The organism is Sphingomonas sp. BK580 (assembly GCF_014194975.1).
Lineage (GTDB): Bacteria > Pseudomonadota > Alphaproteobacteria > Sphingomonadales > Sphingomonadaceae > Sphingomonas.
Genome location: NZ_JACIAY010000001.1, coordinates 588,112 through 609,850 on the forward strand (window position 1 = coordinate 588,112; position 21,739 = coordinate 609,850).

The window sequence follows — 21,739 nt, forward strand, 5'->3', positions numbered from 1 at the left end:
GGGGCCGGCGAGTCGGAACGCGAGGTCAGAAGCGCTCCTCGTGACTCGATGACCCGACCGCGACCCGGTAGCTGATCTGGCCGGGGCCTGGCAGCGTCTGCGACCATGAGGCTCCGGCGTACAGCCGACGCGACGGCAGCGCGCGGCAGGTCGCCGGGGTCGCGTCAGCGCACAGCTTGCCGTCGTACAGCTCGGTGTTGGTGTTGCCCTCGTTGCGCAGCAGCAGCGTCTCGCCGTCGCGCCTGCCGACCACGCGACCGGCCGGGGCGGCGGGGCGCTGGATCACGAGCACGTCGTAGCCGATCAGCAACTTGAGCGCGGTCACCGCCGCCGATACCGGACCCGCGACGGGCTTGACAGTGACGCGGTAGACGCGATCGGTGGCAGCGCGCGGGTGCACCGCCGCGATGCGGATCGCCCGTCGCTCGCCCGGCTGTAGGATCAACCGCTGCGGCGAGACCAGCAGCCCGCCCGCCTCGGGGTCGACGATCGCGGTCCGGCGTTCCTCGGGCGTGCCGGGCGCGGTAATCTCGAACGGCGCCACCGCCACGTAGGCGATCTCCTTGCCGTCGTTAGCGACTTCGATGTCCTGCGCCAGATCGCTCCCCGCCGCGAAATCGACCACGACCTGGCTGAGCACGATCGTGCCGTGCGCGGGCGGGGCGAGCGCGACGGTGGCGAGCATCACGGCGGCGAAGCGGACAGTCAGGGCAGGCATGTGACATCTCCGAGGCGGGTATAGGCGGTGGTGGTGGCGGCGCTCACGGCGGCGAGGCGAGCGGTGCAGGCGAGACCAGCGCCGGTATGCGCGCCGAGCCGCGCCCCGGCCGCCGCCTGGATCTGAAAATAGCCGTTCGAATCGGTCGCGGCGATCGCGTCCTCGGCGGTCAGATCGGCGTCCGCGATCGGCGCGCCGCCACGGTCGACCAGTCGCCCGAACATCGCGCGAACCGGCCGCGCTGTCCAGTCGAGCGCGGCCACGCTGCCGGGGAAGACGTCGATCGTGCGCGGGCGCGTGTCGAACGCGATCAGCTCGGTGGCGACCGCGCGCAGCCGTACCTTGTAGCGGCGGTAGGGCTGCACCGCGAGCGTCAGCCGCTGCCCGCCGCGCAGCGTACCGCGCACCGCGTCGTCGACCAGCAGCTCGAAGGTGGCGCGCGCATCGCCGCCCACCGTCACCGCGATCAGGCTGTCGTTCTGCCCGGTCGCGCCGAGCCCGAGGCCGCGCCGCGTCATCGCGAGTGACGTCTGTGCGGTGAGGCCATATTGCAGTCCGCTACCCATCGCGCCAGCGCGGCCGGTGAGGTTGAGCGCGGCCAGGCCGTGCGCGCCGCGACGCTCGCCGCTGAGCTGGACGATGGTGCCCGCCGAGCCGCGCTGCATCAGCGCGCCGGCGTCGAGCGCGCCGCCGCGCGGATCGTCGCGGTGCAGCGAGGCGGCGGTCTCGACAGCGGGCGAGAGGCCGCGATCGTCGTCCCCAGCGCCGCTCTGTACCCCCAGCGCGGTGCTGAGCGCCGCGCGCGGCCCGAGCAGCTGGAGCTGGATCCCGAACGCCACCGCGTCGCCGCGCTGCGTGCGCGCAAATTGACCGGTGAGCGAGAGCTGGAGCCGATCGCGCTGCAGCACCGACCAGCGCGCGCTGGGGCCGACGGAGTAGCTCGCCGCGCGCCCCGCGGTCTGAAAGAGATAGCCCGACAGCCCGATCTGCCCGCGCGGCAGCGAGTAGGACAGGCTGCCGAGCATCTGTTTGTAGCTCGAGCCCGCGCGATCGTCGCGCGCGCGCACCAGCGGCGCCATGTCGCGCGCCGCATCATCCACCGCGATCAACGCCGTGCCATCGGCGCTGCGGACATGCCGCACGTCGAGGCTGTAGCTGAGTGCGCTGCCGCCGCTCGAGCTCAGCTGCGCCGCCACGCCGCGGTCGCCGCGCCGCGAGCCGAGCAGCGCGACCCGCGCCTGCGCCGGGGCGGTCAGCAGCGCCAGGCCGGCCTCCACCACCGCGTTGTCGCGCGTCACCATCGCCGCCGCGTCCCACGCGAGGTGCGCGCCGAACCGGCCGCGCGCGCCGCCGGTGGCGATCGCGATGCGGGCGCCGGCGCGATCCTGCCGGTCGCGGGTGAGGACGCCGAGCTGCGCGTCGAACACGACCCGCCCGGCGGGAGCGAGCACACCGCTCTTGGTGAAGAAACGCTGTTCCACCCGCGTCGCGCCGCCCGCTTCCTGGATGCGCAGCTCGACGGGATAGGAGCCGTCGGCGAGGCCGCTGGTGTCGAGCGCCTGGTTGCCGCTCTCGTAGGTCTGGGAGCTGACCAGCCGGCCCTGCACGTAGACGTCGACGCGGGAGCGCTGCGGCAGGAACACGACCAGCGGCGTGCCGCTGAGCGCGACCCGGTCCGCGCGCGTGTCGAACTGGGTGGCAACGCCGATGCCGACGATGCGCCGCCGCCCGACCAGATCCGCCCCCGGCGCGTAGAACAGCCCGCCGCGCAGCCGCACGTCGCGGCGATCGACCTCGGCGGCGAGGGTGTCGAGCCGGCCGCCATCCCACGACGAGAGCGAGCTGTCGGCGAGCAGATGCACCGCGCCGCGCCCCGCGACCAGCCGGTTGCGGAGCGCGTAGCTGGCGCCGAGGCCGCCGCCGCCGGCCAGCGCCACGCCGATCGTGTCAACCGCGGAGAAAGCGGCGTGGGCGTCCTCGAGGTAGTGCGCCGTCCCGCCGCGCACCGCCAGCAGCCGTGGGTCGAGCGTCAGCTTCAGCCGGAAGGCGGCAGGATCGTAGGACGCCGCCACGCGCGCGCGCGCCCCTGCCACGCAGCCCGACGTATCGTCGCAGCGCGGGTGCGCGGCGACCGTCAGCGGGCGCGTCAGCGCGGCGACGATCGCGGCGCGATCGAGCAGGTCGGGGATCGCCGCGGCGACGGCGGCCGGGTCGAGCAGGCGCACCTCGGCGAGGCCCACCTCGGCGGCGAATTGGCCGATCCGCCGATCGGCGACGTAGACGTCGACCACGATCTGTTGAGTCGCCGCGAGCGTGGCGAACTCGGCCGGCATCGCCGCGGTGACCTGCGGCGGCGCCGTCTCGGCGGCGTGCGCGGCGGCGCCGGAGAGCATCGCGCCCAGCAGCGCGAGCAGCAGCGCGCTCAAGCGACGGAGCGCCTGCGCCCGGGGCAGGACGCGTAGATCCGCGCGCGCCGTCACGTCAGTTCGCCGACAGGATCACGGTCAGCGTCCCGCTGTAATTGCCCGCGGTGGCGGTGCTGAGGCTGGCAGCGCGCAGGATCACGATCAGGCTGGTGTTGGTGACCTGGAGCACCGGGCAGCTGAGCAGCATGGTCTGTCCGCTGAGCGGGACATTGGCGGTGAGTCCGGTGCCCGAGTTCTGCCCCGCCGACGTGCTCCACTGCACCTCATAGGGGAGCGCCGCGGCGCCGTTGGACAGCGTGAAGGCGCCGCCAGTGCCGGAGCCCACGGCGGTCACGGTGTAGCGGCCGCCGAGCAGCCCGCTGAACGCGCAGATCGACTGGCTGCGTACGAGATCGGCGCCGAACCCGGTGATCGTGCCGAAGGCGACGTCGCTGAGCCCGCTGACCTGGACGTTCTGCGCCGCGGCGGGAGGCGCATGGACGGCGAGCGCCAGGGCCGCCGCCGCGAGGCGTCGCATCGCCGACACCGCCAGCCCCGCGTCGCCGTTTACTGCGGCGTGACGAGCAGCGTGAGCGAGCCCGTGTAGCTCGTCGCCGAGGTCATGCCCTGCAGGTTCGAGGCGGCGATCGAGATGATCAGGCTCGACGTGGTCGCCGCGCCGGTGCTGCACGTCGGGTTGGCCGCGGTGCTCGTCATCCCCGGCAGCGCGGTGCCGGCGGTCAGCGCGGTGCCGCTGGTCTGCCCGCCGCTGGCGCTCCATTGCACCGAGTAGGGCACGCTGAGGCCGCCGTTGGCGAGGGTGAAGGCGCCGCTGGTGCCGCTGCCGGTGGCCGTGATGCTATAGCCCTTCGTGGCGGTGTTGCTCCACACGCAGTTGCTCTGCGCCGCGGTCGCCGCGCTCGCGGGATCGACGTTGGTGAAGGCGACGTCGGTCAGCCCGGTGATCTGCGCGCGGTTGGCAACGCTGGCGGTGATCGTCACCGATCCGGTCGACGTGGCTCCCAGGCTGCCCTGGGTCGACGCGCCCGCCGGCGCGGCGCCCGCGATGGCGGCAAGCACCGCAACAGAAACGAAGATCTTGCTCTTGGCCGCGCGACGACGTGCTGAAACAACATCAGCCATGGCAGTGTCCCCCCGAAATGACGCATGGTGGCGAAGGAAGTGGTCGGCGGCCTGGGTAGATGAACGCCCTTAACAAGCTGGAAGGCTTGTGCCGCGATTAGACCAAGGTCGAACGATCGCGGCCGGTTTGTCGTCGCCGCGATCGTTCGCGCAGATAAGGCGCATACGCGTCACGCGCGTTCCGGCTTGCGGGCGCGGCGTTCGATCATCATGGTGCGACGCGAGACAAACGGGACGAGGACGCTGATCGTGGCGGTAGCCGATGTTCACAAGATCGCGGGCGCGATCGAGGCGGTGATGCATCAGGCCGACACCGCCTACATCGGCGTGGTCGCGCTGTTGCAGACGCTGCACAACCGGGGCGCGCTGACACAGGACGAGATCAAGGCCATCGCGGACGCGATGGTCTCCTCGGTGCCCGTCGAGCGCCATCACGCCTTCGCGCAATCGTTCGCCGGCATGCTGCCCGGCTATCGTTCGCCCAAGGCGGGCACGATCTCGCAGGACTGACGGGCAGGGTCGATCAGCCCCTGCCCTGTCTTCGCCGCGTCGACGGATCAGAACTGATAGCCGATCCCGACGTTGGCCCCGATGCGCTTACGACTGTTATAGGTGGCGCCGAGCTTCACGATCGTGTGGCCGTCCTCCATGATCCGCGACACGCCCATCGCTACCGCCGACTGCCCCTGGAAGGTGCCGGCACCGAGCGAGAACATGCTCTTTCCCTCCTCGTAGGGCTGCGGCATCCCGGCCATCGCCAGCGCCCCGGCGACTCCCGCACTCAGGTCGCGGTTGACGCGGCCGAGGTCGAACGAGAGCGCCGCGACGCGCTGGTCGGTGTAGCTGTTGGCGGCGTCGACCGCGGCGCCCATCGCACCGTTGAGCTGGGCGACGTTCACCGCGTCGCCGTCCGACGTGCCGGGCGCGAGATTGTGCAGCGCGACCGCCTTCTCGCCGCCCAGCGTGACGGAGTCGCTGCCGTCGCCGTCATACTGGATCGAACGGCTGCTGGCGGCGAGCGCCGCCTCCGCCTTGGTCTCGACCGAGCTGACCCGAGTCTCGACGGCGGCGACCCGCGTCGTGGTCGCCGTCAGCTGGGTGCTCGCGCCAGCGCCGGCATCGCCTGCCGAGACCGGCGCCGGCGTGGGGCCTCCATCGGTGTTCGTGCGCGGAGGAGCGCCGCCCGCAGCGCCGTTCGACGGGGCGCCCGGCGTACCCGCCGGTGCGCCACTCAGCCGCGCGTTGATCGCCTGCAGCGCGTCGCCCACGCTCGAGTAAGTGACACCGTCGAGCGTGTAGCTCGGTGCTGCCAGCGCGCCGGTCAGGCCGTCGTAGCTCGCCCCGCCGCCGAAGCCCGCGACGAGAGCCGCGCCCATCGCGCTCGACACGCCGCGCAGCTGCGAGACGTTGACCGCGTCCGTGTCTGCGGCACCCGCGGCGACGCCGGTGATCTGGCGGTTTCCGATCGGCGAGTAGGTGTTGGTGCCCGGGTTGAGGTAGGCGATGTTGCGTGCGATCGCCACCTCGCCGAGCGACGCCTGCGGCGCGGTGAGACCGAACGCAGTGTAGCCGCTGACCGCGCCGCGCGTGGTCTGCGACGCCGAGCCGAGCGCGACGCTGCCGTCCTTGTCGGCGATCGCGCCGGAGCCGATCGCGCTCGTCGCGAATCCACTGGCGCTGGCCAGCGTACCCACGGCGGTGGATCCGAAGCCTTCGGCGTGCGCGACCGTGCCAACGGCAGTCGAGTAGGAGTCCCGGGCCTCGGCATTGAAGCCGAAGGCCGCGGCGTACGTCGCCGTCGCGGCGGCCATGTTGCCGATCGCGACCGCACGCGTGCCCTGCGCGCTCGCGGTGTTGCCGATCGCGAGCGTGTCGGCGGCGTTGGTCACGACGTTCGCGCCGATCGCGAGCGCCCCATCCCCGGTCGCGCTGTTGTTCGTGCCGATGGCGATCGCGCCATTGCCCGATGCCACGTTGGTGAAGCCGAGCGCGGCCGCACCGAGGCCGCTCGCCTGGTTGGTGGAACCGATCGCGGTGCTGCCGTCGCCGCTCGCGACGTTGACGTTGCCGAGGGCGATCGCGCCGATGCCCGTCGCGTTGTTGTCCTTGCCGAGCGCGGTCGCGCCTGCGCCGGTCGCGTAGTTCGGGTCACCGATCGCCACCGCGCCATCGCCCGAGGCGACGTTGCCGAGGCCGATCGACACCGCCTTGCCGTCCATCGCCTTCGCGCCGTCGCCGATCGCGACCGAGCTCGTGCCGCCAGCGACTGCATTACGGCCCACCGCGATCGCCGCCTCGCCCGACGAGGCCGACGCGGGGCCGATAGCGGTCGAGTCGAAGCCGGAGGCAGCGCTGTCCGCCATCGTCGAGTTCGCGCGGAAATACTTCGTTCCGGCGGTGTTCGCGCCGCCCGCGCCCGTGCTTCCGCTCCCGCCCGACCCCGTGGCCGGTGCGGTCGCAAGCGACGTCTCGATCGCGCCGAACACCGACTGGACCGAGCCGTACGATCGGCCGTTGAAGGTGAAGTTGCCCGTGAAACCGCTGGCGGGATTGTAGCGGAAGCCGCTCCCGAGCGCGCTCGCCGTGGCGTTGCCGAGCGCGAAGAGCTGGTTGCCGTTCACCGAGTCGAATGAACCCGCCGCGACCAAGCCGTCGGCAACGCCGTGCAGCCGGACCGGGCCGCTGCCTGCGCCGATGAACGTGAGATCCTGCGAGACGCGACCGCCGTTCGGCGTCGTCGGCGTGGCGGCATCGGAGTAGCGTACCGGCCCGCGCGCACCGCCGTCGAGTGCGGTGTTGAGCTGATCCAGATCCTGCGACAACCCACCCACGCGCGAGTCGAGCGCGCCGATCAGCCCGGCCTGGAGCGCGGCGACGTTGGTAAGCGTGCCGACGGTCTGGTTGGTGTCGAACAGCTGGCCCGCGGTCGCGGCATCGCTTGAGCCCGCCGCGAGCGTCCCGGCGGCGACGTTGCGCAATCCGACCGGCACACCCGCCGTCCCCAAGGTCGCCGAGCCGCGGCCGGAGTCGTCGTAGCGGAGCGCGAGATCGCTTAATCCCTGGAAGCTCTGTGCCAGCGCGAACAGCTGGCCGCCGTTGACGGCGTCGGTCGAGCCGCTCGACAGCTGCGCCTCCGCGACGTTGTGCAGCGACACCGGGCCCGGATCGCGTCCGACCAAGGTCAGGCTTTGCGTCACGATACCCCCGTTGGGCACGGTCGGGATCGCCGGATCGGAGTAGCGCACGGGGCCGATCGCGCCACGCTCGGTGTCACTACGCACGGCAGCGATCGCGCTCGCGTTGCTACCCAGCAGCACGCCTTGCGCGGTCACTGTCGTGCCGAGCGCGGCGAGGCTGCTTCGCGCGGTCGCGAGATCGCCCGCCTGGCTCGTGACGTCATCATGCAACGCCGCCACCGCCGCGTTCGTGTCGGCGAGCTGCCCGCCGTTGACCGCGTCCGTCGAGCCCGGCGCGGTGCTGCCTGGCGCCACATTGGCTAGCATCACCGGCGCGGCATTGGCGCCGCCGAGCGTGATGCGCGCGCGGGTCGAGTCATCATAGCGCACCGTGGCAGCGGCGAGACCGCTGACCTGCTGACTCACGTCATAGAGCTGCCCGCCGTTGATCGCGTCGCTCGACCCCGCCGCTACTTGACCATCCGCGACGTTGTGGACCCGAACGGGGCCGTGCTGGGCGCCCAGCACGGCAACGTCGTTGGTGGGGGTCGTAGTCGCCACCGTCGGTGCCCCGGGAGTGACATATTGGACCGGGCTGACATTGCCGCTCACGCTCATGGCGCGCAGCGACAAGATCGCGTCGGCGTTCGCCGTTATGCGCGCGTCCTGGTCGCCCAGCAGGGTACCTTGCGCGGCAACCGCGGTACCAAGCGTGCCGAGCGTACCGGCCTGCGCGGCCACCAACCCCTGGAGGCTGGCGATATTGGCGGCCGCGGTGGCGAGATCGCTTCCTTGCTGGGTCAGTGTCGCGCCCTGCGCGCCGACGGTGACGCCGAGCGTACCCAGTTGCGCGATATTGGCGGCGATGCGCACCTCATGGTCGGCCACCTGGGTCTGCAGACCGGTCACGTCGCTGCCGGTGGTGCCGAGCGTGGCACGCAGCGCGGCGACGTCGGTGACGTTGGCGCCGACGCTGGCCTGGAGCGCGCCGATATCGGTCGACTGGCGCGCGATCTCGCTTACGGCGATCGCGACATCGCCCGTGAGCGTGCCGACGGAACCCTGCAGCGCCTGCACGGTCTGGCCCTGCCCCGCCACGCTGGTGGCGAGCGCGGTCATCCCATCGTTCAGCGTGGTGAGCGCCCCCAGATTGGCGCTGATCCGCGCGCCCTGCTGGTTGAGCGACGCCGTCAGCGTCGCCACGTCGGCGACGTTACCCGAGACGGTCGCCTGAAGTCCCTGCAGTGCGGTCGCCTGGTCCGCGACGGTCGAGCCGAGTGTGCCGAGCCCCGCGTTCACCGTCCCGAGCAGGTTGGTGTTGGCGGTGAGCTGCGCGCCCTGCTGGTTCACTGTGGTCGTCAGCGTGCCGACCTCGGCGACGTTGCCCGCCACCGTCGCCTGCAGCCCCTGTAGCGCGTTCATTTGGGTGGCCACTGTCGCACCCAGCGTGCCGAGGCCCGCGTTCACCGTCCCGAGCAGGCTGGTGTTGGCGCTGACCTGCGCCCCCTGCTGGTTCACCGTGGTCGTCAGCGTGGCGAGGTTGGTGACGTTGCCGGCGACGGTGGTCTGCAGCCCCTGGAGCGTCGTCCCTTGCGCCGCCACGGTCGAGCCGAGCGTGCCCAGCCCCGAGCTGACCGTGTTGAGCAGGCTGGTGTTGGCGGTGAGCTGCGTCTGCTGCAGGTTCACCGCGGCGGTCACCGTGGCGAGGTTGCTGATGTTCGCGCTGGTCGCTGCCTGCACCGTCTGCAATGTCGCGGCCTGGTTGGCGACCGTCGTGGTCAACGTGTTGACGTTGGTGTTGAGCGAGTTGGCGAGGTTGGTGGTCGCGGTGATCTGCGTGCCCTGGGCGGTGACGGTGGTGGTCAGCGCGTTGAGACTGTCGTTGAGGCCCGACAATGACAGGATCTGCGCGGGCGCGGACGCGGACTGCAACGCCGCGGCACCGGCGAGCAGCGTGAGGCAGGTCGACTGGCGCAGCCGGAAACGTTTGGCGCGACGTGCGGCGCGAATGGAAACGGACATCTCAACCCCCGTCTGAGCGATGGAGACGGGATCGCGTCCGCTGGTTAACAGCTGGAAATCTACTAGGTTAATAGAGAGACACTTATACCTAGGTCGTAGCTAAGGGCTATGATTATCGCTTTGTTAGTCGCGTTCATGGGTGTGCCGATGTTGCAGCGAAAGCCCATGTTCCGGCATCGTCATGCCGGCGCCTCCCCCTCGCTTGACCATATTCTCTACACGGAGCGAATACCGGTACCATGAAGAAGCGCGGCTCGCGTGAGCTGTTAATCGGTCGCCTGCTATGATGGGTTGCCGGCGAGCGGTCTTCGGAAGCGATCTACTGGTTCCTCGAAGCCGCCGTTTGTTCAGGATCGTTCTACATCGGCTTAGATCTGCCGATCCGCGGCGACAGCTACCGGCCCCGGTCGCTTGCCGCCCCGGTCAGTCGTTCCCAGTTGGCATAGGCCAAGCCACGTCGCGCCGAGTCGTCCAGCGTCACGGTGTCGAGGAAGCGACGCGGTTCGCCACCAGGGCGATACTGATACGGGTAGTCGGTCGAAAAGAGCAGGCGATCCGCCCCGACGATGTCCAGGCAGCGCTGCAGATAAGGTTCGCTCCACATACCGCTGCCGGTGACGTAAAGATTGCTGCGCGCGTAGTCGGCGAGGGAATGATCGAGCTCGAGCGCGCGGCCCAGGACGGCCGCAGTGCGCTCGAGGTAGAACAGCACCACCTCGCCCCAGTGGCCGAGGATGATCTGAAGCCCGGGCAGCTCGTCGAAGACACCCGCTGCCGCAAGTCGCACCCACGCCAAGCCTGCCTCGTAGTGCCAGCCTAGGCCGAAGGCGGCGAGTGCCAGGTCGGCCCGTTCGCCGATCCCCGAGTAATTGGCCTCACGCACTGCCGGAGACGGTGTCTGGGGATGGATGAAGAGCGGAACGCCGAGCTCCGCTGCTTTGGCCAGCATGGGCCTCAAGGCAGGATGGTCGAGATGCCGCTCGCGCGTGCGCCCGCACAGCAAGGCACCCTTGAGCCCGAGTTCGCGGACCGCACGCTCCAACTCGCGGGGCGCGGCGTCGGGGTCGGCGGTGGGAAGGGCCGCGAAGCCTTGGAAGCGGCTCGGGTGGCGGGCGCACGCTCCGGCGATCAGATCGTTGACGCGTCGGGCGGCCTCGACCGCCGGGACGGGTTCCAGGTTGTGGAGACCCGGCGTGGTCAAGGAGAGCACCTGCATGTCGACGCCCTGCTCGTCCATCAACGCGAGGCGACCCTCACCTAAGTCGGCCAGGCGCTCGCCCGTCTCGCCCCCATCCGCGATCGCTGACACCGGGTCATGCGGCGGTGGAGCAGCGGCCCACGCCTCACGGACGCTGTGAGGCAAGACGTGTTCTTCGATCGCGATCAGGCGCATAGACGTCTCCGTCCGAGGTTGGCTCGCAACCGCCGAACAGGGTGAGAGGTTGCCGACCGGCCAGCCTCCGAGACCGTCGGTGGCGCGAGCTACGCTACGAGCCTGCCACTAAGCCCGACGATGGTTCAAGCCGGCGTGCAACGGCGATCGATCACGCGGTCACAGGCTGCGAGTAATCCATCCTGGCGAGGTCGGCGAGCAGATCGGGACCGCTAGGCTCCCATCCCAGTCGGGCCCGGGTCCAGACACTCGACGCAGTCATATCGAGTGCAGCGAACGGCGCCATCCCGCCGAAGTAGCGCTCGACCTCGTCGGCGGCGATCGAGCGGACCGGCAGCGCGGCTCCCTTGCCGATGGCCTCGGCGATCGCGCGTGCCTCGATCCCCTCCTCGACCGAGGCATGGTATCGGGCGCCCGGCTGGCCCTTCTCCAGAGCCAGGACGTAGAGCCTGGCAACATCGCTGATATGCGCCGCAGCCCAACGCGTCTTCCCTTCGCCGAGATAGGCCACCGCCCCGGCGCGGCGCGCCTCGGCGATCAGCGGCGTGATCAGACCGGCCCTGGTGGTGTCATGCACCTGCGGCAGGCGAATGGTGCGCACGTCGACGCGCTCGGCGATCAGCGCTGCGGCGGCAAGCTCCGTCACGATGCGCGGATTGGCATGGAGCGGGTTGAGCACATCCTCGGTCGCCGGACCGCCCCCGCGCGGCGTACCGATGCCGATGCCGGAGGTGATCAGGATCGGCTTGTTCGTCCCGGCCAGCGCGGCCCCCATCGCGGCGATGTTGCGTTCGTCCTTCCGGGTATTCTCGACGAACTTCGCGAAATCGTGATCGAACGCGCAGTGGATCACCGCATCGGCCGCGGCGACCCCCACGGCAAGCGTCTCGGGTCGTTCCAGGTCGCCGCGATGAACTGCGACCCCGGCCGCCTCGAGCCGGTGCGCCCCGGCGTCGGACCGAGTGAGCCCGAGGACATCGTGGCCGCTCTGGAGCAGCGCCGGGATGAGGTGGGAGCCGATGAAGCCGGTCGCGCCGGTCAGAAATACGCGCATGGGAGTCTCCTCGCTGACGAAGGACGTATCGCCGCGCGATCGACCCTGTTAAAGTAGTGAGCGTATCATGGTATAAGCAGCAACAGGATCGGCCATGGCCAGCGACTCACCCAACGCGCTCGGCACCTACCTGCGCGATCGCCGCCTCCGTCTCGACCCTGCCACGTTCGGTTTCACGGGCGGCCGGCGCCGCACCCCCGGCCTTCGCCGCGAGGAGGTGGCGAGCCGCGCGAACATCAGCCCCACCTGGTATACCTGGCTCGAGCAGGGCCGTGGCGGCGCGCCATCCGCGGATGTCCTCGACCGGATCGCCAGGGGTCTGATGCTGACCGAGCCGGAGCGCCAGCACATCTACATGCTCGGTCTGGGGCGTCCTCCCGAGGCGCGCTATGAGCCGGTCGACGGCATCACTCCCCGCCTGCAACGGGTGCTCGACGGGATGGTGCTGAGCCCGGCGATCATCAAGACCGCGATGTGGGACGTAGTCGGCTGGAACCGCGCGGCCGCGGTGCTGCTGACCGATTACGGCAAGCTGCCGCGCGAGGGACGCAACATCCTCCGCCTGATGTTCGGCAGTGACCGTGTCCGCGCCCGCAACGCGGATTTCGACAGCATCGCCCGCTTCGTCGTCGGCGCGTTCCGCGCCGACGTGACGCGCGCGGGCGCCAGCGCCAGCACCGAGGTCACGAAGCTGGTCGCGGAGCTGTCGCGGCTCAGCCCCGAGTTCGAGGCATTGTGGCAGGACAACGACGTCGTCGCTCATGGCGAGGGGGTGAAGCGGATCCACCATCCCGACGCGGGGTTGCTGGCGATGGAGTTCTCGTCGTTCGCGGTCGAGGGACGGCCCGAACTAGGGATGATCATCTACAACCCTGCTACTCGCGATGACGCTGCGCGGCTGCAGGTCCTGCTGGATGAACGCGGGAGCTAAGGACGGAGACGGCGGGGTGCGGACGACTCGATAGCAGTCACTCCCGACACCCTGCCCGCCCCCCACCTTCGTTCGCTCGTTCGGTCGCGGGAGCAAGCGTCCAGGTGCCTCACGTCGATCGCTGGCGAAAGCATCGCACAAGGGGCGCACCGCGTTCGATCGCGACCCTCCCACCCTCGCCCCCGTCGTCGGGATCCGGGAAGCCGAGAAGGTCCACGCTCGACCGGTCCCCCCGCGCGTTACATGATCAGGCGAGCCGTCAGGACGAAGCGGCGCTCCTGCTCGAGGAAGCTGGCCGGCAGCTCGGCGCCGCTACCGATCAGGATGTACTCCTTGCGCTGCGTATCCAGCAGGTTGTTGACGTTGAAGCCGAGCTGGACGTTGCGCGTGACGAAGGCGTTCACCGACAGGTCGAGCTGTCCGTAGTCGCGGACGTAGCGCTCGGCGCCGAACTGGCGACCCACGTTGTCGTCGCGCAGATAGGCGCTGCGCCAGGCATAAGCGAGCCGCGCGTCGACCCCGGCATGATCATAGTAGAGCACCGCGTTGGCGCTCTTCTTCGACAGGCCAGGCAGCGGCGTGGTGCGCGACACGCCGTCGGCGCTGCGCACGCTGGCCTTGCTGTCGGCATAGGTGAAGTTGAGGATCGTGCCGAAGTAGCTCAGAGCGCCGGGCAGGAAGAAGAAGGGCGACTGGAGCCCGGCCTCCAGCCCGTGAATCGTCGCGCTGTCGCCGTTGGTGGGCTGGGTGAAGGCGATGATGCCGCTGGTCGGCAGGCCGGTCTCCTGATCGGGGAAGCTAGCCAGCTCCGACACGGTCGTCTGCGAGATCAGCGAACCGATCTGCTTGGCGAAGCCGTTGATCGTCAGCAATGCGCCCGGGTGGAAATACCACTCGAAGCCGAGGTCTTCCTGGTCGGCCAGATACGGCCGCAGGTTGGGATTGCCGCGGTTGCCGGTGCGCGGCCCCGAGTTGATCGTCGTCGCGGGGCTCAGCTGATCGAGCGTGGGGCGCGTCATCGCGCGCGAGTAGGTGCCGCGGATCAGCATGTTGGGCGCGACTTCCCAGCGCGCGTTGATGGCGGGCAGGAAGTTGGTGTAGCGCGCGTCGACGTTGCTCGGGGTCAGCTCGGTGCCGATCAGGCCGAAGCCGTCCGACGACGTGTCCGTCACGATCACGCGCAGCCCGGCGTTGACCGACAGCGCGCCCATCGTGAAATTGCCCTGGAGGTACCCGCCGTACGTCTGCTCCACCACCTGGAAGGAGTTGAGCTGGTCGCCCTGCGGATCGGTCGCGAACTGGTCCGAGGTGAACGGGTCCAGCCCCGGGTAGATCGTCTGGATCAGCTTGTCGCGGTCGACCGAGAGGATGCGATCGGGCGTGGTCGCGTTGCGCACGCTGAACGGCAGCGTGGCGGCGAACGCACCGAGGCCGAGCGGGCTCGCCCCGAGCAGCTCGGCACCGTTGTACAGCCCGACGTTGCGCGCTTCCTGGCGCGAGGTGCGGTGGGTGTAGCGCGCGCCGGCCTGGACGCTGGTGAGCCCGGGCACGCCCTCGAACTCGCGGGTCGCGTCGACGCGACCGACATATTCGTCGATCGTGTTCACCGCGCGGTTGAAGATGAAGACGTTGTAGCCGAAGCGATCGGGGTTGCTGCTGAAGTCGGTCGCGGTCGAGGAGAATCGCGGCACGTCGCCGTCGACGCGATACGTCACGTCGGCGCCGTAGGCGGCGAAGGAGTAGAGGTCGAGCTCGTTGCTGGAGCGCTGGTGCGCGTAGCTGAAGCCCGGCGTGATCGTCAGATGATCCGCCGCCTCCCATTTGGCGCGCAGCGTGCCCTGGTAGACCTTGTTCTCCTGCGGCTGGTAGCTGTAGCCGACGCGGTTCTGGATGTTGCGGAAGGTCGCCTGGGTGACCGCGCCATTCTCGATGACATAGTCGGTCGGCGCCTGGTTGCCGGGCGAGCTGGTGCCGTCGGCGAAGAAGCTCGTCCCCTCGATCGGCGCGTCGGGGCGATCGTCGATCTGCGTTCCCTTGCGCCGCGCGTAGAGGAAGTCGGCGGTGAGCTCGAGCCGCTCGGTCGGGCGCGCCTGTCCGGCCACCGTGACGCCGAGATTCTCGCGCTTCTGCTGGTAGCTGTAGAAGGCAGTGGTGCGCGGCGTGGCGGCGTCGAGCAGCGTCGCCGGCGCGGTGGCGAGCACGTCGGCCGAGGCGATGTTGCGGAAGGCGACCCAGGGCCCGAAATCGACCTCGTTGGTGCGGAAGTCGGTCTTCGAATAGGCCGCGGCGACGGTGATGCCGTAGCGGTCGTCCCAGTTCTGGCTGACGAGCCCGAACACGCGCGGCACCGCCTTGCCCTTCTGCCCGATCGTGACGCCGCCCGTGGCGGTGGCGCGGAAGCCGGGAATGTCGAAGGGCTTGGGCGTCTCCTGCAGGATCGTGCCGGCGAGCCCGCCCTCGACGGTGCTGGCGGTCGGTGACTTCTCGACCGTCACCTTGGCGAACAACTCGGGGGCGAGGACGCTGAAGTCGAAGCCGTTGAGCGCGGTGCCGCCGTTGATCTCGCTGCGCGTGAACTGCGGGCCGAGGCCGCGCAGGTTGATCGTCTGCCCCTCGCCGTTGACCGAGCGGTCGATCGTGATGCCGGGCACGCGCTGAAGTGACTCTGCCAGGTTGTTGTCGGGGAACTTGCCGATGTCCTGCGCCGAGATCACGTCGACGACCGAGATCGAGCGGCGCTTGTCGGCGAGCGAGCGCTCGATGCCGGCGCGCAGGCCGGTGACCACGACGTCGGTGCCCTCCGCCTCCGAGGGGGCGACTTCGGTGCCGTCGGTGGGGGCGTTCGCGCCAATCGTCTGCGCCTGCGCGCCGGCGCCGGCCGAGACGATCGCGCTACCGATGAGGAGGGTTCGACGCAGTCGGCGGTATGCACAGCTCTTCATGTTAGCCCCCTGTTTCGTTTTACATCGTTGTTCGTCGCACCGGCGTCGCTGCTGCTCGCGCGGGCCTTGGCCGGCCTCACCCGATCGCGCGGCCATCCCGCGGTCTGTTCCGTCATCCATCCCGAGAACGCTGACCAGAAGCGCCCGGCTTTCCGCTCCACCGGGCCGATCGCCCGCTCACGTCCGCGCGCTTTCTTTCGCTGTGCTATCGTGCTCGCAACATAGACGGCAATTGGAAAAGAAGCGAAAGCACAAGAATATGGCTGGAAGGTAACGCTGGGGGCGACAGCTGCGCAACAAACGTGCGCCGCACAGTCTCTGTCGTCGGTGCGGCCTGCGGCGGGCGCGCCGGGGCCCGAGCGGTTCGGCCGATGCCGCGACAGAGCCCGATGAGGGTCGCGCGTTCACGCCACGGAGCGGATGCCCTATCGCCGCGACGCGGGGCCAGCCCCGCCGCCGCGCAACGCCGCTTCTGCCCATGTCGTGACGAGCGGCAGATCGGTGGCATGGCCGACCTTGCGCGTGACCAGTTCGACGACGCGTGCGCCCCGCAATTCAACCCGCAGCGGGCGCGCCGCCATGCCGAAGCGCATCGCGCCCGAGCGCGCGAGCAGCCGGCCGTCGCCGTAGACCAGGAACTCGGCGGCGTCGCGCGTGTCACGGGTGGAATCGTCGACGCCGACCATCGCCTCGAACCGCGCGGCACCGCGCGTGCGCACCTCGAGCCGAGACTGCGCCAGCACGCCGATGCCAGTGTCGTAGCTGCGCCCCGCGACCTGGAGCGTCTGGTCGTAGGGTGTCGCGTCGGCCTGCGCGCCGCCCCAGCCGGCGTAGATCGGACGCTCGCCGGTGTCGCGCGTGCCGCTCCACTGCCCCATCATGCGGTGCACCAACGGGTCGGGCTCGGGCGCGACCACGCCGTCGATCGCGACATTGACGTCACCGGGCACCTCCGAGAGGTACATGCCGTCGCGCAGCCGTCGCGTGCCGCTCACCTCGAAGACGCGGCTCTCGCGCGGTGCCAGCGTGAACGTCGTCTCCCCGGTGAAGGGCGCGAGGGTTCGACCGCTCCACAGGTCGCGCAGGGTGACCGGCGCGTCGGGCGCTAGCTTGAGCTGTGCGGCCGTGAGGTTCATCTCCGCCGGCGCTAGCCCGCGGTTGAGCAGCACCACCGCCTTGTGACCGGTGCTCAACGTCTTCACGATCGTCTGCACGTCGTCCGAGGCGTAGGCGATCACGCCTTGGTGGCCGCCCGGGTCCTGGTTGACGCGCACGATGTCGGCATTGCCCCAGATCTTCATCAGGCTGTCGGGCGCCTGCCGCAGGTCGTAACCGATGAACAAGGGCGCGTTGATGATCGCCCAGAGCGCGAAGTGCGTGCGCGCCTCGGTGAGGTGCTGCGCGTCGAAATCGCCCTGGCCGATGAACAGCATGTCGGGATCGTTCCAGGCGCCGGGCTTGGCGTAGAGCGCGCGGGTCGACGCGCTGTCGAACGAGTGGAGCATGCGCGTCCAGTGCGGCGTGATGTCCTGGCTGGTGCGCCACATCTGCCCGACCTCCTTGCCCCAACGACGCACGTCGGCGCTGCCCCAGGTGCACAGCGCGAGGATCGAGTCACCGTCGGGGCGATAGCGCGCGATCGCCGCGGCGACCGCGGCATAGAGCGAGCGCACCTGCGCCACGTCGGTGCGGTTGATCGAGGCCTGGTCGATCAGCGGCGGGAAGGCGCGATAGCCGTTCTGCACCACCACCGGGGCGCCGGGCGCGTAGACGTTGATCCCGCAGGCATCGACCTTGAGATAGTCGAAGCCCCAGTCGCGGAAGTAGAGCGCCACGTCCTGGTCGACGTGGCCGTAGAGGCCGACCTCGCGCTCCGCCGTCGTGCCCTCGGGCAGGTTGGGCGAGTGGAGGTCATAGGCCTGGGAGCAGGCGTTGCGCCCGATGTCGCTGTACAGCCCCGCCTTGAGCCCCATCGCGTGGAGCCGGTCGGTGAAGGGGCGGAAGCTGCTGTCGCCCCCCGTCACCGCGGCGGAGCGGAAGATCCGCGTGCGGATCATCAGCCGCCCGTCGCTGGTACGGCGCTTGAGCCACCAGCCATCGTCGACGTTGACGTAGCGGTAGCCGAGCTTGGCCAGCCCGCTGTCGACCAGCTTCTGCGCGGCGCCGAGCACTTTCTCCTCGTCCACCTCGGTGCGGAAGGCGTTCCACGAGCTCCACCCCATCGGTGGGGTGCGTGCGGCGGCGTGCTCGGGCGCCGACCAGCGTCCGCTCGGGGCGAGCGGGTCGGCCGCGGCCGCGGCCGGCTGGGCGAGCACGAGCGCGAGCGTGGCGAGAGGCAGGATCGGCAGGCGCATCGGACGGAACCTCGCTGTTCGCCACATCATAGTTTTTCTCTCCGGCGCGTGAGAAGGCCGGGATGACAGCCGCTCGCTCCGCCGTGCTCCGGCGAACGCCGGAGCCCAGGGCCACGGCCGCCAGCGTCAGTCGCACTAGGCTCCTGCGTGCGCAGGAGCACAGCAGCGTATCGGGCGAGACGGTCAATCGCTACCGCATGGCAAGATGCCGCGCATAGAGCGCCGCACCATAGCCGGGCGCGTGGAGCGGCTCGACCGGCGCGCAGCCCGCCGCCTCCAGACCGCGGGCGAAAGCGTCGCGCACCGCGGGCACGTTGGCTAGCACCCCGCCCGACCAGGACACCGGCACGCGCTCGCCCGGCTCGAAGCCGAGCCGCGCGCACAATGCGGTCGCGAGCAGCACCAACTCGTCCGCCGCCTCCGCCAGGATCGCGCGCGCCGCGGCGTCGCCCGCGTCGGCGGCGCGCGACACGATCGTCGCCAGCGCCGCGATCTCGCCGCGTGCCATGCCCCGTGGGCCCATCACGCGCTCGCACAGCGCGAGGTCATCGTCGAGCGCGAGCGCCTCGCGCAGCAGCGCGTGCAGCGGGCCGACCGGTACGCGCCCGTCGCTCATCCGCGAGAAAGCGGCGAGCCCGGCGCGTGCGATCCCATAGGCCGAGCCCTCGTCGCCGAACACCTCGCCCCACCCGCCCGCGCGCGCGCCGCGGCCGCCGCGCTCGCCATAGGCGATCGAGCCGGTCCCCGCGACGACGTTGATCCCGTCGGCGCAGGCCAGCGATCCCGCCCAGCCGCACACCATGTCATTGTCGCAGCGGTAGCGCGCGTGGCCGAGCAGGTCGCGCACCGCGGCGTCGAGCCGCGGGTCGACGGCACTGTCCTCACCATAGGCGGGCAGCCCGAGGAAGACGTGGTCGAGGTGCGCGGGCGCGGCGCCGATCTGGGTGCAGACCGCGCTCACCCCCTCGGCGATGCGCCGCACCGCTTCCGCCTCGCCGACCTCGAGATGGTAGGTCGTGCCCGTCACCGCGCGCGCGATCACCGCGCCCGCGGCGTCGATGCAGACGAACTCGGTCTTGGTCCCGCCGCCGTCGACCCCGAGATAGCGGCGCGCGCTCATGCCTCGTCGGCGTGGATCCGCACGCCCTGCACCACGCGGTTGACGGTGCCGCTCGCGTTGGGCTGGTCGGGGGTGAGCCCGAGTGCGAGCGAGACGTGGAGCGCGAACAACTGCGCCGGCACGATATAGGGGAAAAGCAGGTCGGCGTCGGGCGAGTCGTCCATCCCGGCGAGCGCGATCGTCGCGCCCTCGTCCGCTCGCGCCGAGATCACCGCCACCTCGCCCGCGCGCGCGTCGGCGCGTAGCTCGGCGACGATGTCGAGGTCGTAGCGACGCGTCAGCGGGTCGTTGGCGACGAACACCACCGCCAGCGTGCGGTCGGTGATGATCGTCTTGGGGCCGTGGCGGAAGCCGAGCGCGCTGTCGAAGGCGGTGACGACCGCGCCGTCGCTCAGCTCCATCAGCTTGAGCGCCGCCTCGCGCGCCAGCCCGCTGAACACGCCGCTGCCGAGATAGACGACTCGGTCGAACCCGCGCGCGGCCAGCGCCGCCGCGACCGGCTCGGCGCGCGCCAGCATGTCCTCCACGCCCGCCGCGATCGCCCCGACCCGCGCGTCCATCGCGGCGATGCCGCCGAGCGCGGACAGCGCCGCCAGCGTCATCGCGGTGAAGCTCGACGTCATCGCGAAGCTGCGGTCGTGCGTCGCCTCGGGCAGCACGATGACGTGCGCGCGCGCGCCGCCGCGGCGCGCCAGTTCGCCCTCGGCGTTGCAGGTCACGATCAGGTGGTGCGCCTCGGCGACGCGGCGGTCGACCAGCTCGACCGCGGCGACGCTCTCGGGGCTGCTGCCCGAGCGGCCGAACGACACCAGCAGCGTCGGCGCGTCGGCGCGCAGGTGGAGGTCGGGCGCGCCGACGATGTCGGTGGTGGCGATCGCCTCGACCGAGCGGCCGAGCGCGCGCGACAGCCAGGGCGCGAGGCACTCGCCGATGAAGGCCGAGGTGCCCGCGCCGGTCAGCACGACGCGCAGCTCGGGGCGCGCGAGCAGCGGCGCGAGGAACGCCTCGATCTCGGCGCGCGAGTCGCTCAGCAGCTTCTGGGTGGCGCGCAGCGTGGCGGGCTGCTGCGCGATCTCGCGGCGCGTCCAGGAGGAGTCGCCCGGCTCCGCGGCGGGGGCGGCGATCAGCGTGTCAGTCATGGGGAAAACAGGCTCCGTGATAGGCGTCGAGCGTGGCGCCGATCTGCGCCATCACGAGCTCGGCGGGGTCGAGGCCGGCACGGCCGGCGCGCACCGCGGCATAGGCCGCGGGCAGGTACTGGCTGAGCAGCGGCAGCGGCGGCGGGGTCTCGCGCAGATTGGCGAACAGCCGCTCCTGCGCCGCCGCGATCGTCGCGTCGGGCCAGTAATAGCGGATCCGGTCCGACAGGCTGTACTGCAGCTGAAGGTCGAGCGCGGGGCCGGTGGCGTGGTAGTATTTCGCCCAGTTCTTCGGTTCGGCGCGCAGTCGTTCGAGCGTGACCGCGCGCAGGTTCGCGCGTTCGCCCGCGGCGACGGTCTCGCGCTCGATCGCGTCGAGCGCCCACAGCGCCTCGCGCAGCGCGAAGGTGACGCCGGGGCCGACCTTGAGGATGGCGAAATGGTCGCGCACCAGCGCGGCGAGCGCCCGCGGCGTCTGATAGTCGGTCGAGTGCGCCTCGTAGACGAGGTGCGGCACCGGCTCGATCGCGCGGCTCAGCGCCACCGCGCGCTCGGGGCGATAGTCGACCACCTTGTCATGGTCGAACTCGACGCCGGGCTGCACCACGGTGGCGATCACGCGCTCCCACGCGTCGGCGAGGCCGGCGGCGCGGAACAGGTCGCGGTGCATGTCGACGGTGGCGATCGCCGCTTCGGGATCGGTCACCGCCAGCTCGTCGAGGTCCTCGGCGGCGCCGCCGGGCACGGGCACCTCGGTGCCGATGATATAGACCGGGGCGGCGGCGGGATCGCCGGCATAGGCGTCCTCCGCGGCGCGGCACAGGCGCGCGGCGCGCTCGGCGATGGTCCGCTCGGGCAGCGGCACGGGATCGTCGGCGCAGCTCATCGAACAGTCGAGGTGGATCTTGGCGAAGCCGGCGCGGACATAGTCTGCGACCATCACCTCGGCCTTGGCCATCGCCGCGGCCGCGGGCAGCGCGGTCCAGGCGTTGGGGCCGAGATGGTCGCCGCCGAGCACCAGTCGGTCGAGCGGATAGGCGACCCGCGCCGCGATGCGCTCGACGAAGGCGCGGAAGTCGGCCGGGACCATGCCGGTATAGCCGCCGTCCTGGTTCACCTGGTTCGAAGTTGCCTCCACCAGCGCGAACGGGGCGTCGTGCGCCAGCGCGTGGCGCAGCGCCGCCTCGATCACCAGCGGGTGCGCCGAGCAGACCGAGGTCACGCCGACGCGCTCTCCCGCCTTATGCCGGTTCACCAGGTCGAGAAGTATCTGCACGTGCGTCTCCCTTCACGCGGCCGACATAACGCCGACCGCAGCAGAACACAAGAAAGCGAAACTTAG

14 protein-coding genes are annotated in these 21,739 nt (G+C 70.6%); 2 read left to right on the plus strand and 12 right to left on the minus strand.

From position 1 onward, the window contains the following. Positions 1 to 25: 25 nt before the first annotated feature. From FHY05_RS02650 to FHY05_RS02665, 4 genes are read right to left on the minus strand one after another with little or no spacing between them, the layout of a single operon-like run. Positions 26 to 718, minus strand: a complete 693-nt coding sequence (locus FHY05_RS02650) for a molecular chaperone (RefSeq protein ID WP_183942830.1) — start codon at positions 716 to 718, stop codon at positions 26 to 28. Beyond that, positions 706 to 3,144: a TcfC E-set like domain-containing protein gene (locus FHY05_RS02655; RefSeq protein ID WP_183942831.1), complete on the minus strand. Its 2,439-nt coding sequence runs from the start codon at positions 3,142 to 3,144 to the stop codon at positions 706 to 708. The genes FHY05_RS02650 and FHY05_RS02655 overlap by 13 nt, the downstream gene beginning before the upstream one ends. A 55-nt stretch (positions 3,145 to 3,199) precedes the next feature. Next, positions 3,200 to 3,661, minus strand: coding sequence for a hypothetical protein (locus FHY05_RS02660; RefSeq protein ID WP_183942832.1), 462 nt, complete (start codon positions 3,659 to 3,661; stop codon positions 3,200 to 3,202). Between the two features lie 29 nt (positions 3,662 to 3,690). After that, a complete protein-coding gene (locus FHY05_RS02665) occupies positions 3,691 to 4,266 on the minus strand; it encodes a hypothetical protein (RefSeq protein ID WP_183942833.1) in 576 nt (191 codons plus the stop codon). Positions 4,267 to 4,515: 249 nt separating this feature from the next. Between FHY05_RS02665 and FHY05_RS02670 the strand changes: the two genes are divergently transcribed. Further along, complete coding sequence (locus FHY05_RS02670; protein ID WP_183942834.1) at positions 4,516 to 4,776, plus strand: hypothetical protein; 261 nt, start codon at positions 4,516 to 4,518, stop codon at positions 4,774 to 4,776. A gap of 47 nt (positions 4,777 to 4,823) precedes the next feature. On the opposite strand, the gene FHY05_RS02675 is transcribed toward FHY05_RS02670, so the two are convergent. The 3 genes from FHY05_RS02675 to FHY05_RS02685 form a co-directional block, all read right to left on the minus strand. After that, positions 4,824 to 9,464, minus strand: a complete 4,641-nt coding sequence (locus tag FHY05_RS02675; protein ID WP_183942835.1) for a YadA-like family protein — start codon at positions 9,462 to 9,464, stop codon at positions 4,824 to 4,826. A 394-nt stretch (positions 9,465 to 9,858) separates the two neighbouring features. Further along, complete coding sequence (locus FHY05_RS02680; RefSeq protein WP_183942836.1) at positions 9,859 to 10,857, minus strand: amidohydrolase family protein; 999 nt, start codon at positions 10,855 to 10,857, stop codon at positions 9,859 to 9,861. Between the two features lie 151 nt (positions 10,858 to 11,008). Continuing rightward, a complete protein-coding gene (locus FHY05_RS02685) occupies positions 11,009 to 11,911 on the minus strand; it encodes an SDR family oxidoreductase (RefSeq protein ID WP_183942837.1) in 903 nt (300 codons plus the stop codon). A gap of 94 nt (positions 11,912 to 12,005) precedes the next feature. Between FHY05_RS02685 and FHY05_RS02690 the strand changes: the two genes are divergently transcribed. Beyond that, the gene (locus FHY05_RS02690) at positions 12,006 to 12,842 is read left to right on the plus strand and encodes a helix-turn-helix transcriptional regulator (RefSeq protein ID WP_183942838.1); all 837 of its coding nucleotides are present in this window, start codon (positions 12,006 to 12,008) and stop codon (positions 12,840 to 12,842) included. A gap of 239 nt (positions 12,843 to 13,081) precedes the next feature. Here the strand turns inward: FHY05_RS02690 and FHY05_RS02695 are convergent, their stop codons facing one another. The 5 genes from FHY05_RS02695 to FHY05_RS02715 form a co-directional block, all read right to left on the minus strand. Beyond that, positions 13,082 to 15,784 carry a TonB-dependent receptor gene (locus tag FHY05_RS02695; protein WP_183942839.1) on the minus strand — a complete coding sequence of 901 codons (2,703 nt, stop codon included), beginning with the start codon at positions 15,782 to 15,784 and terminating at the stop codon, positions 13,082 to 13,084. Between the two features lie 425 nt (positions 15,785 to 16,209). Continuing rightward, positions 16,210 to 18,138 (minus strand): NPCBM/NEW2 domain-containing protein, encoded by a 1,929-nt coding sequence (locus tag FHY05_RS02700; protein ID WP_183942840.1) that lies wholly within the window; start codon positions 18,136 to 18,138, stop codon positions 16,210 to 16,212. Between the two features lie 190 nt (positions 18,139 to 18,328). Further along, entirely contained in the window at positions 18,329 to 19,258 is a 930-nt protein-coding gene (locus FHY05_RS02705) for an N-acetylglucosamine kinase (protein ID WP_183942841.1), read from the minus strand. Further along, positions 19,255 to 20,397 carry an SIS domain-containing protein gene (locus FHY05_RS02710; protein ID WP_183942842.1) on the minus strand — a complete coding sequence of 381 codons (1,143 nt, stop codon included), beginning with the start codon at positions 20,395 to 20,397 and terminating at the stop codon, positions 19,255 to 19,257. Before FHY05_RS02710 ends, FHY05_RS02705 begins: the two co-directional genes overlap by 4 nt. Then, entirely contained in the window at positions 20,390 to 21,673 is a 1,284-nt protein-coding gene (locus FHY05_RS02715; protein ID WP_183942843.1) for a D-tagatose-bisphosphate aldolase, class II, non-catalytic subunit, read from the minus strand. Before FHY05_RS02715 ends, FHY05_RS02710 begins: the two co-directional genes overlap by 8 nt. Positions 21,674 to 21,739: the final 66 nt, after the last annotated feature.

Coding starts and splice junctions, on each gene's coding strand:
- FHY05_RS02650 (WP_183942830.1), bottom strand. CDS start 718: ATGCCTGCCCTGACTGTCCGCTTCGCCGCCGTGATGCTCGCCACCGTC.
- FHY05_RS02660 (WP_183942832.1), bottom strand. CDS start 3,661: ATGCGACGCCTCGCGGCGGCGGCCCTGGCGCTCGCCGTCCATGCGCCT.
- FHY05_RS02665 (WP_183942833.1), bottom strand. CDS start 4,266: ATGGCTGATGTTGTTTCAGCACGTCGTCGCGCGGCCAAGAGCAAGATC.
- FHY05_RS02675 (WP_183942835.1), bottom strand. CDS start 9,464: ATGTCCGTTTCCATTCGCGCCGCACGTCGCGCCAAACGTTTCCGGCTG.
- FHY05_RS02680 (WP_183942836.1), bottom strand. CDS start 10,857: ATGCGCCTGATCGCGATCGAAGAACACGTCTTGCCTCACAGCGTCCGT.
- FHY05_RS02685 (WP_183942837.1), bottom strand. CDS start 11,911: ATGCGCGTATTTCTGACCGGCGCGACCGGCTTCATCGGCTCCCACCTC.
- FHY05_RS02690 (WP_183942838.1), top strand. CDS start 12,006: ATGGCCAGCGACTCACCCAACGCGCTCGGCACCTACCTGCGCGATCGC.
- FHY05_RS02695 (WP_183942839.1), bottom strand. CDS start 15,784: ATGAAGAGCTGTGCATACCGCCGACTGCGTCGAACCCTCCTCATCGGT.
- FHY05_RS02700 (WP_183942840.1), bottom strand. CDS start 18,138: ATGCGCCTGCCGATCCTGCCTCTCGCCACGCTCGCGCTCGTGCTCGCC.
- FHY05_RS02705 (WP_183942841.1), bottom strand. CDS start 19,258: ATGAGCGCGCGCCGCTATCTCGGGGTCGACGGCGGCGGGACCAAGACC.
- FHY05_RS02710 (WP_183942842.1), bottom strand. CDS start 20,397: ATGACTGACACGCTGATCGCCGCCCCCGCCGCGGAGCCGGGCGACTCC.